At 57.6% G+C, this 14358-nt stretch carries 19 protein-coding genes and 2 pseudogenes; 17 read left to right on the top strand and 4 right to left on the bottom strand.

Annotated features, from left to right (window positions below; translation table 11 throughout):
- The 3 genes from B2M20_RS19980 to B2M20_RS07715 form a co-directional block, all read left to right on the top strand.
- Positions 1-207: cupin domain-containing protein (locus B2M20_RS19980; protein ID WP_476638869.1), on the top strand; the 207-nt coding region annotated here is incomplete at its 5' end.
- Positions 204-374, top strand: a complete 171-nt coding sequence (locus B2M20_RS19475; RefSeq protein WP_158081511.1) for a hypothetical protein — start codon at positions 204-206, stop codon at positions 372-374. The genes B2M20_RS19980 and B2M20_RS19475, both read left to right, overlap by 4 nt.
- 407 nt (positions 375-781) lie before the next feature.
- Positions 782-1144 carry a DUF768 domain-containing protein gene (locus tag B2M20_RS07715; RefSeq protein WP_139372861.1) on the top strand — a complete coding sequence of 121 codons (363 nt, stop codon included), beginning with the start codon at positions 782-784 and terminating at the stop codon, positions 1142-1144.
- A gap of 376 nt (positions 1145-1520) precedes the next feature.
- Here B2M20_RS07715 and B2M20_RS07710 read toward each other — a convergent pair whose 3' ends face one another.
- From B2M20_RS07710 to B2M20_RS19470, 3 genes are all read right to left on the bottom strand, one after another.
- Positions 1521-1997, bottom strand: coding sequence for a hypothetical protein (locus tag B2M20_RS07710; RefSeq protein ID WP_079446487.1), 477 nt, complete (start codon positions 1995-1997; stop codon positions 1521-1523).
- 416 nt (positions 1998-2413) lie between these two features.
- Positions 2414-3499 carry a transaldolase gene (gene tal / locus B2M20_RS07705; RefSeq protein ID WP_079446486.1) on the bottom strand — a complete coding sequence of 362 codons (1086 nt, stop codon included), beginning with the start codon at positions 3497-3499 and terminating at the stop codon, positions 2414-2416.
- A 124-nt stretch (positions 3500-3623) separates the two neighbouring features.
- The gene (locus B2M20_RS19470) at positions 3624-3812 is read right to left on the bottom strand and encodes a hypothetical protein (protein WP_079446485.1); all 189 of its coding nucleotides are present in this window, start codon (positions 3810-3812) and stop codon (positions 3624-3626) included.
- 247 nt (positions 3813-4059) lie between these two features.
- On the opposite strand from B2M20_RS19470, the gene B2M20_RS20190 reads away from it, so the two are divergent.
- The 4 genes from B2M20_RS20190 to B2M20_RS20560 all read left to right on the top strand — a co-directional run bounded on the left by B2M20_RS20190 (position 4060) and on the right by B2M20_RS20560 (position 5239).
- Positions 4060-4395: a helix-turn-helix domain-containing protein gene (locus B2M20_RS20190; RefSeq protein ID WP_244553456.1), complete on the top strand. Its 336-nt coding sequence runs from the start codon at positions 4060-4062 to the stop codon at positions 4393-4395.
- Positions 4362-4619 (top strand): LysR substrate-binding domain-containing protein, encoded by a 258-nt coding sequence (locus tag B2M20_RS20185; RefSeq protein WP_244553455.1) that lies wholly within the window; start codon positions 4362-4364, stop codon positions 4617-4619. The genes B2M20_RS20190 and B2M20_RS20185 overlap by 34 nt, the downstream gene beginning before the upstream one ends.
- Positions 4574-4966, top strand: coding sequence for a hypothetical protein (locus B2M20_RS20180; RefSeq protein ID WP_244553457.1), 393 nt, complete (start codon positions 4574-4576; stop codon positions 4964-4966). Before B2M20_RS20185 ends, B2M20_RS20180 begins: the two co-directional genes overlap by 46 nt.
- A 147-nt stretch (positions 4967-5113) precedes the next feature.
- The gene (locus B2M20_RS20560) at positions 5114-5239 is read left to right on the top strand and encodes a hypothetical protein (protein ID WP_274533952.1); all 126 of its coding nucleotides are present in this window, start codon (positions 5114-5116) and stop codon (positions 5237-5239) included.
- On the opposite strand, the gene B2M20_RS20175 is transcribed toward B2M20_RS20560, so the two are convergent.
- Positions 5197-5946 (bottom strand): integrase core domain-containing protein, encoded by a 750-nt coding sequence (locus tag B2M20_RS20175; RefSeq protein ID WP_244553454.1) that lies wholly within the window; start codon positions 5944-5946, stop codon positions 5197-5199. The two genes, B2M20_RS20560 and B2M20_RS20175, sit on opposite strands and share 43 nt — an antisense overlap.
- A gap of 602 nt (positions 5947-6548) precedes the next feature.
- On the opposite strand from B2M20_RS20175, the gene B2M20_RS07685 reads away from it, so the two are divergent.
- From B2M20_RS07685 to B2M20_RS19465, 10 genes and pseudogenes are all read left to right on the top strand, one after another.
- Positions 6549-8105, top strand: coding sequence for a SulP family inorganic anion transporter (locus B2M20_RS07685; protein ID WP_079446484.1), 1557 nt, complete (start codon positions 6549-6551; stop codon positions 8103-8105).
- 70 nt (positions 8106-8175) lie between these two features.
- Positions 8176-8676, top strand: a pseudogene (locus B2M20_RS20765) (SOS response-associated peptidase family protein); the annotation flags it as partial.
- Between the two features lie 26 nt (positions 8677-8702).
- Entirely contained in the window at positions 8703-8966 is a 264-nt protein-coding gene (locus B2M20_RS07675; RefSeq protein ID WP_079446483.1) for a hypothetical protein, read from the top strand.
- The gene (locus tag B2M20_RS07670; protein WP_079446482.1) at positions 8963-9613 is read left to right on the top strand and encodes a carbonic anhydrase; all 651 of its coding nucleotides are present in this window, start codon (positions 8963-8965) and stop codon (positions 9611-9613) included. Before B2M20_RS07675 ends, B2M20_RS07670 begins: the two co-directional genes overlap by 4 nt.
- Positions 9614-9791: 178 nt before the next feature.
- Positions 9792-10546, top strand: a protein-coding gene (locus B2M20_RS07665) for an IS5 family transposase (RefSeq protein WP_087881135.1) whose coding sequence is annotated in 2 segments (ribosomal slippage) — positions 9792-10125 and positions 10125-10546 — 756 coding nt in all. Because the reading frame shifts where the segments join, the coding sequence is not laid out codon by codon here.
- Positions 10547-11124: 578 nt separating this feature from the next.
- Positions 11125-11427 carry a hypothetical protein gene (locus B2M20_RS07660; protein WP_139372860.1) on the top strand — a complete coding sequence of 101 codons (303 nt, stop codon included), beginning with the start codon at positions 11125-11127 and terminating at the stop codon, positions 11425-11427.
- A gap of 118 nt (positions 11428-11545) precedes the next feature.
- Positions 11546-11953: a hypothetical protein gene (locus B2M20_RS07655; protein WP_079446480.1), complete on the top strand. Its 408-nt coding sequence runs from the start codon at positions 11546-11548 to the stop codon at positions 11951-11953.
- A gap of 208 nt (positions 11954-12161) precedes the next feature.
- Positions 12162-12830, top strand: a pseudogene (locus B2M20_RS07650) (IS6 family transposase).
- A gap of 310 nt (positions 12831-13140) precedes the next feature.
- Positions 13141-13923 (top strand): DUF5681 domain-containing protein, encoded by a 783-nt coding sequence (locus tag B2M20_RS07645; protein ID WP_079446479.1) that lies wholly within the window; start codon positions 13141-13143, stop codon positions 13921-13923.
- 161 nt (positions 13924-14084) lie between these two features.
- The coding region (locus tag B2M20_RS19465; RefSeq protein WP_158081510.1) for a hypothetical protein at positions 14085-14358 on the top strand (274 nt) is incomplete at its 3' end.

Here is a 14358-nt window from a genome sequence, read left to right as displayed (position 1 = left end):
GGAAGGTCGGCTCTGCTCGGCTTGCCTGAAACGTCACTTGAACTTTCGGCAGGTCAATGGGTGTATCTCGAAGGGGGCGTTCCGCACTCGCTCAGGGGAGTCGAGGATACGTCGTTACTGCTCACGATTCTTTATCTTCTCCGGAAAGTTCCGGCCCTCTCAGTGATCAAAGGGAAAGAGGTGGCCATGAAAGATGAGGTGACATGAAGATAGTTGTAGCAACAATTCTAGTCATCGGAACATTGGTTGGCATTAGCGCGCTGGTGTCTGCTGCTTACAAAACGGATAAAGCTGCTCCTTTTGTCAGCAGTGTGTGGCATCAGCACGAAGAATTGACGCGGCGTGCAATATACGTCTCCATTGTTGTGAGTTAATGGTAGTTGGAGACCTGACACTCCTTAACGCCTTCTGCCGCGGGAAACTGCTTCAGCCTACGATAGGTTTGCCCGGCTGACGGGTAGCATAGTCGCGGCTGAGATTTACCGGAGTTGTTTGATCATGAATCGCAATAATGAAGTGTGCCCAGGCGGTGTCCCCCCAATCAGGAACGCACCAGATATCGAGAGGCCGCTAACGGTCGAGGATTTGGTGGCGGAGTTGAGCCAGTGGCACGGTGATGATCAAGTGGTGTTCCGATCGACCTCGGATGGTAGCGCGCTGCGGTTCTGTTGTTTTCGATCACCCGAGGCCGGAATCCTTGAGATCAATCTCAACGACTAGCATGGATGGGCGACAGCGGCGCGCTTCACGCTTGCTTGCCTACTAACGGATGGAGGGCACCTTGGGCGATAAGGTTCGTACATTCGTTGACCTTTGGGTCCAGTCTCACATCCACGCCGAGGGTTATCAGGCGAAGGGGGATACCAGGCTTGCTAAGGCGCTTGTTTGTAAGTGCCTTGAGATGGCTAAAACGGAGGGCATATCAGCCAACGATATCGAAGCTGAGTTCGGCGATATCATTGAGTATGTTCAGTGGCAGATTAAACGTGTAAACAAGGATTTCGCCATGAGCGTGACGGATATCGATAGGGCAAATAACCGACGTATCGATCAACAGTTGGAAGAAGGCTTGATCGACTCATTTCCGGCATCCGATCCCGTAAGTGTGACGCAGCCCAGCAAATCCAGATTCGAATTTCGCTAAGATTTGCTAAGGCCGGATCTCCAGCGCGGCTGAATGCAACCGCACCAACATTTCCTGCAACTCGGGACAACTGCTCCGCTTTGCGGATCGCGGCATGAGCACTCTGACATTTCGCAGCTTCGGCTGTGAATCGGCACAGAGGTCAGATCGCTGCAGGTGCCAACAGTAACGCCATAAAGACAATCAAAAAAAGCCGATCGGAGTGGAGTCACGATCGGCGCCAATCGTGATCGTAGCAATTGCCCTTGCCGCTCGTTACGGGATGATGCCGTGCGCTTTCAAGAGCCGCTGATAGTCATACGAACAATATTGGCTGCCGCGACTGCGCGCCGCATTCAGTGCAGCAAAACCCTCAGGCTTGTTTCTTTGTCCTCACTCACTTCGCCGCCGGCGTCACCGCGTCGAAGCGATAGCTCGCATGGCAGGCGACACAGGCCGACAGCTGCGTGCTGAGTGTCGCTAGCACCTGCTCGCGGCTCGTACCCGAGTCGGCTGCGGTAGCAATCTCATCGAAGCGCTTATGGACGCTGAGCCCTAGCTGCTTGAACTCGAGTGGCAACTTGGCCATCAGTGCCGGATTGACGTCGGCGGCCGTTGCCATACCGCTCGCGCGCGCCGCCTGCGCAACCTGCTTCATGTCGCCTTCCTTCACCCCCTCGACGACAATCTGCACGGTCTCAAGCATACTGCGCATTTCGGAGAGCACGAGATTGCGCTCATCCGATCCCAGCAGAACAGTCGTGCGTCCGTCGGGCGCCACTTGCGTCTGACCGCGAACGAAGAAGAATGCGGCGACGGCAATGGTAACAAACCAAATGGCAATGGCAGTGATGGACAGCACTCGTGCAGTCATAGATGATTCTCCTGCCGCACATGAATAGCAGTTGTTGCCGGTGAGTGACAGCCATCCTCGCGTCGCTGATGCTTGGCGATGCCCTCAAGGCACATTGCGGGCCGACCCCCAAAAAGAGAGCCACTGGACGGTTTTTTCTCCGCCCGCGCCCGCATTAAGCCGGCGCCCCGTGGCCTACTTTGTCACCGCCACGTACAAAATGATGCGTCTGCACATCGCCCTTCTTGGCCATCGTTCTGCCATAGGCTGGGCAGATGCATTCGCACGCAAGACCAAGCAGATATCTTTGATATCGACGAGCCGGCCATCGACGGAGGCACCGCTTTGTTTGACGGAGTTGAGATGCCTAAAGCTGGAATGCCAGCGACGCTCTCTCATAGAGTCAGGCGTAAGGGACGTTGTTGTTGCTGACTGCTTCAGCTCGCTTTTCGGATCGCCGCGCTCTTGGATTCGATACGACCCATCAGATCCTTCCAAGACTTTACAAAGGACTTAGCGCCATCGTTCTGCAGCTTAATGGCGAGCGCGCCGATATCGATACCGGCCCTTACGAAGTCAGTGAGAGCTCTCTCGCAGTTGCCCCCGTCAGGAGCGAGCGTGGTGTCAACCTCGCCGTGGTCGTCGAAGGCTTCGAGCGTAGCGTCGGGTATTGTGTTAATCGTGAAAGGTGCCGCGAGTGCTTTGATGTAAAGGATATCGGAGGCGCGCGGATCCTTGGTGCCGGTACTGGCCCATAGCAGGCGCTGCGGCAGCGCACCCGCGTTCGCTGCGCGCAGGAAGCGCGGGGATGCGAGCAACTCTCGATAAGCCTTGTAGGTCCGCTGGGCGACCGCTATGCCGAGCCGGTTGGCTAGCTCGCCCGGAACCTTGCCGGCGACCGCGATGTCCCAGCGACTGACAAAGAGCGAGGCGACCGAGGCGACCGCCGGGTTCAGTCCCGCAGCAATTCGCCGCTCGACGCCGCGTAGATAGGCGTCGGCCGTCGCGACATATTGCTCCCAAGAAAAAAGCAGCGTGACGTTGATCGGGACGCCAGCAAAGATAGCCGCCTCAATGGCAGGTAGCCCTTCCGCAGTTCCAGGAATCTTGATGAACAAGTTGGGCTTGCCGCCACGCCGGTGAAGATCACACGCCGCCTTAAGAGTGCTGCCGGTGTCATGGGCTAAGAGAGGCGAAACCTCAAGCGACACCCAACCATCGATCCCGTTTGTCCGGGCGAAGACAGGTTGGAACAGTTCGGCAGCCCTGGTCAGATCTTCCAATGCCAAGTCGAAGAAAACCTCCTCCGTTCCTTTCGTCGACAATGCATTCCTGGAAATATCGGCGTCATAGGTCGTGCTGTTTTTGATCGCATGATCGAAAATCGTGGGGTTCGATGTCAGTCCCGTCACCGCGAACTCGTCAATGTACTGTTGCAAGATGCGGTTGTTCAGCAAATCGCGGCTGATGTTGTCGAGCCACAAGCTTTGACCTAGATCGTGAAGCGCCTTTGTCGGTTTCATCGCGTCATCTCCGTTCTAAGTTGGTAGCCCACCGACTGCCGCACCATCCCGGGGCGGGTCTTTCGCAGGAGCGAACAATCGTCAGGCGTTGGCGATCGCTCGTCAATCCGACGTCGTGTTCGACCTAGAGAAGAGCGGCATCAAGCTTCAAGTACCGTTGTGCCGATCGTTTCCAACTGAGGTCCCGCAGCATAGCTCGGCGTTGAAGACGCTTCCAAGCCTGGCCGTCGTGATAAACTAACATCGAGTTTTCTTCCGCGTCATCAGGCGTCGCTTTGGCAAACGCTAGCAAAGCCGAAATCATCGCCAGCATTCACTGTCCCCGGATCCTGCCGTGGATCACAACTTACGCGCCATTGGCGACGAGCCGCGGCACGACGTCCAGGACGACGCCCGCGATTTTCTGATGGGTCAGCCGATTGAACATAGGTTATGAGCGGTGCATTCGTAGCCTGCGAGGGTCTCGTGACGGAGAGCTCGCCTCTCAGACGCAATATTTCTCAAGTCATGCGCAATTCCGATATTCGCCTCTCCTATACTCGAAAGTATTTGGGCGCCTCGTGCTGACTGCTCCGCCAACCGACCCTCAAACTTTCTGGCCAGCGAACCGACGCTCGGCCTCATGTTATAAGCTCGCCAGGACCTTTATCGAGATCGTCGGCACGGGAAGCTTCATCAAGGCGGCCGATCGGCTGCATGTCGCACAAACGACGGTTAGCGCACGCGTGCGCCTCCTCGAGCAACAGCTCGGACGGCCGCTTTTCATTCGAAATAAGGGTGGTGCAAGCCTTCCCCAGCGGGCGAGCAATTCCTGCGCTTCGCGCCGGCCTTCGTACAACTATGGCAGCGCGCAAAACAGCAAGTGGCAGTCCCCGAAGGTCATCGTGCCGTTTTGACAATTGGCAGCGAGGTTAGCCTGTGGGAGCCGCTTCTTGTCGATTGGGTCAGAAGGATGCGGCACTCACATCCGGATATAGCGCTTCGTGTTCATGTCGACGTTCCTCACGATCTAATCGCACACGTGGCAGCCGGACTCGTGGACATTGCGGTCGTGTATGCCCCCCAGCATCGACCATGGTTAGAGATCAACTTGTTGAAGAGGAAGAGCTCGTACTGGTAACAACCGACCTCGCATCATATCACACAAACAATCCTCGCTACGTTCACGTCGATTGGGGAGCAGACTTTTCTCTTCATCATGCGGCAAGTTTTCTCGATGCGACCCACGGGTTGGTGGTCAATCTTGGTCCGCTGGCTCTTAATTATCTTCTACTTGAGGGGGGCTCTGGTTACTTCAGAAAGCATGCGGTTCAGTCCCTTTTAGTATCGGGAGAACTCTATCTGGTCCCCGACGCACCTCAATTCTCTTTCCCAGTCTATGCTGTACACTCAGTAAACATTGATGCGGCTACCTTGGGTATCGCGCTTGCAATGCTGCGCAGAGCGGCGAAGGTGGAGGGGGAATAAGCAGTCTCACAGCTCAGTGCGCTTCCCTTGTATTAGGTTCGGCCCCGTAGAAATGGCTCCTTCAACGAGCGGATGCGCGTCAGCGGTTCGCAAATGAGCCGCGTCAACATATAAGCCAGCGTCGTTTGACACGGAAGTCGACAAGCCATGCGCATTGACCATTTCAGGCGGGCGCAGACCGCATGGCCTCTCCTTGCCCGCCGGGTCATCAACGGTCTGCCGCCATATACTTATCGGGAGATTTGCGACGAGGTCGGCGTGCATTGGCTGTAGACACTCTCCAGCTGGATAAGGAGCTCGCCCGACGGGCTTGGGATTGCTTGGCTGCTCGGTAAGCTTCGCTGTTCGGCTCGCTGTCCAATCGCGGGCCCTGGTATGGAAATGGCCGAGAGGGCGATAAGCGGTGCGAGGAACAGCCATATTGTGAAGGAGGAGTGTTTCCTGACAAACATTCGTAGTTCTCCTCCACATCTTTCTGGCCGAATGCGGCTCTGTGCGCCTTCGGAACTATGATGCGCTTGCTTATGGCTGTGCCTGTCGCAAATCAAATCCGAATATATTGGTGATGCAGCCCGCCCAGGATTGGAAGGCGAAGAATACGCCCTTCTCTGAGCCGTGCGTGATTTCGGCGCGTCCTTGTTCAATGACAAATGGGTGCGCGTGCCGTTGTAGTAGCTCATGTACGAGAGCAGCACGTGACGCAGATGGCGTTCGCCGAATACCACGATATGATCAACGCATTCCCTGCGGATCGATCCGATCAGCCGTTCAGCATACGCATTTTGCCACGGTGAGCGAGGAGATGTCGGACGATCTCGAATGCCGATGGATTGAACGCGGCGGATAAATATCTCGCCATAAGCTCCATCGCGGTCCCGGATCAGGTCACGAGGGGCCTGCTCCCAGCCACACGCCTCCGTCAGTTGATTGGCGATCCATTCAGCCGTCGGATGCGCGGTCACCCCAAACCACAGAATCATCTATCCTTACGACGACCTGACCAAAGCCGGCTAACGCGGTCGAAGCCGCGAACGGTTGGTGCTTCTGATACGTTTCCGGTAAATGGCCACCCACGCAAAGTTTCGCTGACGTACCGTTGGCCGGTCCGCACCACCAGAGCAGCAATCTCGCTAAGCCTATGCGGCTGGTGAACTCCTCGAACGCCTCTCATGTTCAGGTTCGCACCGGTAACGCGGCCAAACGTCCTCGGCCTCGCCGGCGTATTCAGCGACCAGAAACCGGAAGAGACGGAGCCGCTGGTTATCGTCGGAATTCCGCACGTAAAAGATGCTCATGGTTCCATGAACGCAATTCGCCCATGACAATCCACAAGGGACGACTCTCCTGCCACCCGGTCACTAGCGGCAACCTAGAATGCAAATGGCCCGAAGCTCTGCCCGGGCCAAGGCTTTCCGCGCTCTCCTTGCAAGCTGGCCGTTGAGCAGCGTGGACATGTAGACCATTGCGCCATTAGGCTCCGTAAAAGAATTCAAGCATGGAACCCAGCGTTCGGCGCCACCAGAGTGGTGGGCGAGGTTCTCTCACTACTTCTACAATTTTCAGGGTCGAGAAGGAGAGTTTCATGCTTCTGTTGAAGGTGCCGATTGCGCGATTTGTCTGGCATGACGTTTTCGCATCCGCCGTCGTTTTCCTTGTGGCGCTGCCGCTTTCGATGGGCATTGCGATCGCCTCCGGCGTGCCCATGGAAAAGGCCGCCTCCGTGGGCTTGGTGACGGCGATCATTGGCGGCCTTGTCGTCGGACCGCTCTCGGGCAGTCCCTTGCAGGTGAGCGGCCCCGCCGCTGGCCTCACAGTAATGGTCGTCGATTTCATTCAGAAATATGGATTCGAGACTCTCGGGATCATCGTGATGATCGGCGGGCTTGTTCAGATTGTTGCGGGGCTCTTTCGGCTGGGTCCTGTATTCCGCGCCGTGTCGCCGGCGCTCATTCAGGGAATGCTCGCGGGCATCGGCGTGCTGATCTTCGCCTCGCAGTTTCACGTCATGGTCGACGACATTCCGCCCGGCACCGGCAAGGAGTTTGGCGGCATCCTCAATCTGTGGCTCATTCCGGCAGCAGTTTTCAAAGGCGTCACCGAACCAGCGCATCGGCCCGCCGCCGTCATCGGCCTCCTCACGATTGCGATCCTCTCTCTATGGGCGGCCCTCGCCCCAAAAGCGCTAAGGCTCGTGCCGGCCGCGCTTCTTGGCGTCGTCGCCGCCACGGCGGCGACGTCCTCATTCGATCTCGACGTGAGGTACGTGCCTGTGCCGGAGCGGCTGCTCGACGCGGCGCGCGCGCCACGCCTTGCCGATCTTGACGCCCTGCGCGACATCGGCGTGTGGCTCGCCGGTCTGTCCCTCGCCTTCGTCGCCAGCGCCGAATCGCTGCTTACCGCCACGGCCGCAGACTCCCTCCAGCGCCATGCCGTGCGCACGGGTTACAACCGCGAACTTATCGCGCAGGGGACCGGCAATATCCTGTGTGGTCTCCTGAACGTCCTGCCGGTCACCGGCGTGATCGTGCGCACCTCCGCCAACGTTATGGCGGGCGCGCGCACACGCCTTTCGAGTTTCCTGCATGGCGCCTGGATACTGCTCTTCGTGCTGCTGCTGCCGCAACTCCTCAGCATGATTCCCGTCGCCGCTCTCGCCGCCATCCTCGTCTACACCGGGGCGAAGCTCGTGAAAGTGGATTTCGCCAAAGACCTCTGGCGGCAGGATCGTATCGAAACCCTCGTCTTCGGCGTCACCTTCGCAGGCGTCGTCGGATTTGACCTCCTCACAGGCATCTTGCTTGGCGTCGGCGTGTCGCTGGCCAGGCTTGTTTACACTTTCTCTCATCTCGCCATTCGGGTCGAAAAGAATGACACTTCACGGTTCGTACATATGTTTCTGGACGGCGCCGCGACGTTCATCCGCCTCCCGAGATTCGCGGGTGCGTTGGAAGAGATTCCGCCAGGTTATGACGCGCACATCCATCTGGGCCGACTTACCTATATCGATCACGCCTGCCTGACGATGCTCATAGATTGGGGCAAGAATTTCGAAGCCGCAGGCGGTCGTCTCCATCTTGACCGGGACATATTGCACCGCCTCTTCGAGGAACAGGCATCGCCCTCGGCGAATGCGACCTGAGCATGGCTTACTCTCCGATGCGGCGCGCCTCGCTCTCGCCCGGTGGCTGCGGCCCTGTCCCGCGGTAGGAATGTGCAATCTCTATTCGATGACGAAGAACGTCGACGCGATCCGTCGGCTATCGCGGGGCGATGAAAAAGCCGAGTCGGCAACCTGCCATCCTTGCCCGGTATCTTCCCCGACTACCCTGCCCCGATCGTGCGTAACGCGCCCGGCGAGCGCGAGATCGTCATGGCGCGCTGGGGTAGAGCGCGCGGCAAAGTTAGAAGCCAACGGAAAGCCTGTCTTTCAGGCGGCTGCTGCGATCAGACCCTGACAGCGATGTAACGAACATCCGCAACACCTCGAGCATGCATTGGCAGCGATGGTTTGGCCCTGAAAACGGTGCCTCGTGCCGTTCAGATCGTTTTCCGAATACGACACGATCGATGGCAAGAAGGTAGCCGTCTGATTTGCGATCAACGAGACGCGTCCGATGCTCACATTCGCCGGCATCTGGACCAACTGGACATGCACAGCAGAGGTCTATGGCTTCCTGACCTGTCAGCCGAATGCCGAAGTCGGCAAGGTACTGGCGACGGACGGGAGGCTAATGTTGTGAACGACGCTCAGCGCGTTATAATAGTCGGACTGGTCCTGATAGTCGGCGCAACGATGGCATTTGTTTTTTTACATTTTGGCCAAGGCCAGTTTTGTCGCGAGGACAATATCACGATCCATGTCCTGTCTGGTCAGGACGAAGATTCTGCATTCGGACCCGAATATGGACTTGATACGAAGGAGGGAATTCCCGACGTTCTGTTGAGGCTGATATTCCCGATGTTTCTATTTGCGGGTGCCGCTCTTGTTGGTGCGACATGAGCGCTTTCCCGCAACGCCTGATCGACGGCTATCGCGCCTTCATCACACAACGGCTACCGATCGAGCAATCACGCTATCGCGCGCTGTCAGAACGAGGGCAGTCGCCTGAGACGATGGTGGTCGGCTGCTGCGATTCGCGCGTTTCGCCGGAGGTGATTTTCGATGCCAAGCCCGGCGAACTGTTCGTCGTGCGCAACATTGCCAACCTGGTGCCCGTCTATCAGCCCGACGCCAACGCCCATGGTATCTCGGCTGCGCTGGAATTCGGGGTGGAAGTGCTCAACGTGAAGCACATCGTGATCCTCGGTCACGCGCAATGCGGCGGCATCAGCGCTATCATCAACAAGGCCGCGCCGCTGTCGTCCGGCGACTTCATCGGCCGGTGGATGGCAACGCTCATCAAGCCCGACGAGGTCGTCGAACAGCGCGAACGGGAGACGATGAAAGAATTCGCCACCCGCATCGAAAAGGCGGCGGTATTCCGCAGCATCGAGAACCTGATGACCTTTCCCTTCGTGCAGAAATCCGTAGAGAGGGGGCACCTTCGCTTGCATGGAGCCTATTTCGGCATCGCCGAGGGTTCGCTCTACGCGCTCGATCCGGAGACCAATGAGTTCCGCAGCATTGGGGACGACAGCCTCGTCTGACTGGTTCGGAGCATGGCGCGCTCCTGCCCGCCGCCTCGGGCGGTGAGCTCGAGCATCCCGCACCGATGCCCTAGATAGGACTATGGACTTGCTGGTCCAATCTAGGCTCAGAACCCATTAATTTTTTTGCGGAGAGGCGTTCCGGCTGATTCATTGGCGTTGCTGGGAGACGCCCGTGATGTCCGATTTGTTTCTGCTCACCGAGGCGCAGATGCGCCGTATTGAACCCTATTTTCCTTTGTCGCATGGGGTCGCGAGGGTTGATGACCGGCGGGTGATCAGCGGCATCGTCTTCGTCATCAGAAACGGTCTGCGCTGGCGCGATGCGCCGCGTGAGTACGGTCCGCACAAGACCATCTACAATCGGTTCGTGCGCTGGAGCCGCCTCGGCGTCTTCAACAAAATCTTCGCTGAACTGGCACGCAAGGCCGGCAAACCATCCCGGCTGATGATCGATGCGACCCATCTCAAGGCGCATCGCACCGCCGCAAGCCTTTTAAAAAAGGGTCTGTTTCCCGACGTATCGGGCGCACGAAGGGCGGCCTGAACTCCAAGCTGCACGCCGTATGCGACGGTCGGGGTCGCCCCGTCATCATGCTGCTCAGCGAAGGTCAGATGAGCGATTACAAGGGCGCGGCGTTGATAATCGACGCGTTGCCGCCCGCTAAGAAATTACTCGCCGACAGGGGCTACGACGCCGACTGGTTCCGTCAGGCTCTCGACGAGCGCGGCATCACCCCGTGCATCCCATCGAGATCAAACCGCAAAAAGCCCATCCAGCACGATCGGAGGCTTTATCGCCAGCGGCACAAGATCGAGAACATGTTCGGTCGGCTCAAGGACTGGCGGCGCATTCACACCCGTTACGACCGATGCGCCCACACTTTCTTCTCCGCCATCTGCATCGCCGCAGCCGTCATCTTCTGGCTCTGATCAATGAGTTCTGAGCCTAGCTACCCGCCAAACAATCTATCGCATCGGCGCGCCCACGTAGGTCCGGGATGGCTTGTAAGGCGCCTGCCCCCTGCTCACTCTGGCATCCGTTTGCTTCCGATATGCTTCCGGTAGCCACAACCGGCTTTACGAATATTCTTTAGCGGAAATTTCGCTGTTTATATTCAATGTGATAGGTGGTGGCGGACGCAGTCAGATGCGAACGGGTCTCCGCGGTTATTATTCCAAAGTTACCCCGAAATTCCCTGCAAACTCACTTTTCTCAGCGAAAACCGGCGAATTTCTCTCATAAAAGATAGTTGATCCAAGGAATTAACCGCGAATTCCCTGCCTTCATTTAGCAGGGAATTTTCGGTGCGATGCAGGGAATTAATTGGTCTTAGGCAGTGATTAAAAGCGCGCGCCACAGAGCGCGCAACCTGTGTTTGCCGAAACCTCATCCGTTGATGATGTGACGGAATCGCCTGAGCTGGGGGAATGGTCGGGCTGCTCTGTTTCGTTCCGGCCGTCTGGCCTCGCCATTCAAGTCAAAGTTGCGGCTTGAAGCTGAGAACGCGGTGCTTCGACATCAGTTGATCGTCTTGAGGCGGCTGCATGGTCACGTCCGGCTCACGAACCATAATCGCTGGTTCTTTATCCAACTGTATCGCTGGTTTCCGTCGGTCCTGCAGGTTCTCAAGATTATCCGGCCTGAGACGCTGGTGCGTTGGCATCGGGCTGGCTTTCGCCGTGGCGGAGGTGTCGCCCTCGGCAGCACCGGTAATGTAGGCGCTCCGCCGCGTTCGCAGACGGCCGCCAAACAGCTGTGCATTTTCATCGAAACTCTTGGCGACAGGCAGAAGTCTGCGGCTGGGGCGTGAGGGCTGACCTCCTCAGATTACATCTTAACCAAACATTAAACATACGTTTGCGGGCGCGAAATGACGCGCCTAGCGTACGGCCAAGGGCTGTCAAACAAACAAAGAATTGGAGCGTGCCATGACCTACAGAAAGCTTGGAGCGCTTGCTACCGTCGGCGCGATCGCGCTGGCGTTTGCGACCAATGAAGCGATCGCGCAAGCGGGCGGCGCTGGTGTCGTAGCAGCGCCGCAGGCGGGAGCCACGGTGCGGGGAGCGCATGCGTTCAATAGGGGCGTCGACGGCTATTTCTGGCCCGGCTATGGCTATGATTATGGCGCTTACGTACCCGCTGCGGGGCCGATCACGGCGCCGTTCGCCGGACCGGCCGAGGTCCGTTACACTACCACTTTCGACGTGCCCTGGAACTGGGCGCATCGCTTTCCTCCAAATGTGATACCGTCGGATCGGCCCTACGTGCCCGGCTGCGGCGAAGAGAGCGTCGGCGTCGGCGGCGGCAAGACGGTCAACGTCATGCGCTGCTACTGAGCCGTAAGCGGCGGTTTCAGGCCACGGCTCGGAGGTCTTGCGTTCGGTATACCGACGGCAGCAGCTGATCGATGTCACGGTTGGGATGACCGTTGATGAATCCTGGTGAGGACGTCGGCCGGCTTTGTCGGCATTGTCACGTTGTTGAGCTTGCCGGCGCTGATCTGCGGCCCGAAGTGTCGATCTCGAGCAAACTCAGCTACGCCGGATATCGCTTCCACCCGTGATTATTCAGCAGGCCGTCTGGCTCTTTGCCCGGTTTACCCTCAGCTTCCGGGATGGAGGACCTGTTGGCGGAGCGCGGAATCATGGCGTCCTATGAGACGGTGCGCCGCTGGGTGAGATAATTCGGACTGACGATCGCAGCTGACCTTCGGCGCCGCCGGTCCAAGCCTCATTCGTCTTGGCATCTCGATGAGGTGTTTATCAGGATCGATGGCCGGTTGGTCTATCTATGGCGCGCCGTCGATGCCAAAGGCGAAGTCCTTGACGTGGTGTCCAGAGCAAGCGGGACAAGCGGGCGGCACTGAAATTGCTGCAGAAGCTGCTCAAGAAAATGGTCTTTGTTCCGGACAAGCTTGTGACCGACGATCTTCGATCCTACGGCGCGGCCGCCCGTGAGCTTGGGCTGTCTCGTCGCCATGAGCGTCGGCGATGGCGCAATAACCGAGCGGAGAACTCGCATCAACCGACCCGACGACGGAAGCCCAAGATGCAGGGGTTCAAGAGCGCGGGATCAGCCCAACGATTTCTGTCCGTCCACGCCGCCACCTACAACAACTTCAACGTCCAGCGTCACCTCATCTCGGCGAAGACGCGCCGGGCATTCCGAGCCTTGGCCATGCAGACGTGGCGAGAGGCGACTGCTGCGGCGTGATCGTGATTGAATGTTGGATTTGTCGCACCTATCATCCACTAACGTGACAAAGCCGGCCAAACTCTCCCCAAAATACTAGTGCTTGACGGGAACCCGGTCCTGGCATAAGGACCCGTTCGATCGCGTGCTCCCTTGTGAGGGCCGCTATTGCTGTCTTGTGTGCGCACAACATGGCATCGGCCAGACGATATGAAATCGTCTCGCGAACGAAGCAGAAAAGGAAACAGACGATGAAGCGTGTTCAATCACGCTCGGAGTCCGCCTTTTCTGTTTTCGAAAAGGCTACTCCGAGCAAAAACTGGAGGAGCCTATGTCTAAGACCTTCGAACCTGATCCGCCGGACGCTGCCAAGGAGTCGGGAAGTCGCGTAAGCTCCGTTGGGGAGGACGTGGCCGACGAGGACAAGGTTGGATATCGCCGACCGCCGAAATCCTCTCAATTCAAGAAAGGGCAAAGCGGTAACCCGCTCGGCTCCTCACGCAAAGCTCGAATGCGGCAACGTCAGCAGACCCTACCGCTTGGTGAGCTCGTTCTCGAGAACTCCCGAGGCCTTGTGCCCATCCGCGAGGGCGATCGAAGATCCACCGTCAGCCTGAAAGAAGCACTTATACGGAGGGAAGCTGCGTTAGCAATCCAAGGCAGTCGTCTAGCACTAAAGAGTTGTCTGGACAGAATTGACAAAGCCGAACAAAGGGAGCTCGCCGAGGTTCTTGCACATTACGAGACGTACCGTGACATTCAAGCTCATTATCCCGCGAAAGCCAAGGCTTGCCGTGATCGCGGTCTTCCCCCTCCTCTGCCCCATCCCGACGATGTTCACTTCGACTATAGCACTTACAAACTTAAGATCACCGGTCCGATAAACCATGAGCAGTTCCATCGGCTTGAGAAAATACTTGAGGCCAGAGAGATCTTTATGACGAAAATTGCGGAACAACGTGCCGATGCCGAGGAGTGCGCTCGCCAAGGTTGTCCCTATTCTCCGAGCGACTTCGACTTTATCAACCGCCTAGAGGGTTACCTCAAAATCTTTGACGACGAACTCGAAAAGCGAGGCTGGTTGCCTCGGATCGCCGGTCGAAAGGAGGCATAGGCGCTAGCACTTTTATGCATTGGGGCTCATCCTGGAGCCTACAACCGATTGGCATGATCCTACTTGAGGAGCGAATGAGGGACGGGAAGCAAGGAACGTCATCAGGCGAAAGCGCCGGCATCGATTTTGAGTCGACCAAGCAGCGCGAGCATGCGCTGGCATTGGCATCGAAGCCGAAGCAGGCCGGCAGCATCTACGATTACTTTGATAAAAACAGCTTCCGCTTTTGGGAGCGCGAGATTTCGCAAGGTCACTTGCCAACGTCGCCAGAGCTTACCGAACTTCTGAAGAAAAACAGCGGCAGTCCCGTTCCGGATTGGCTTGTTCCGATCATTGAGCGCCGAGATGAATTAAGGTGGCGTACCGGCCGCCCCCCGAAATCGGTCTTCAACGAGATGCGAATCAATTTAGCCACCGCAAGGTACCCCCGCTACC

Origin of the sequence: Nitrobacter vulgaris (genome assembly GCF_002028545.1) — a bacterium.
Lineage (GTDB): Bacteria > Pseudomonadota > Alphaproteobacteria > Rhizobiales > Xanthobacteraceae > Nitrobacter > Nitrobacter vulgaris.
The sequence above is the reverse complement of the archived record's forward strand: the minus strand, read 5'-3'. Positions and strand labels throughout refer to the sequence as shown.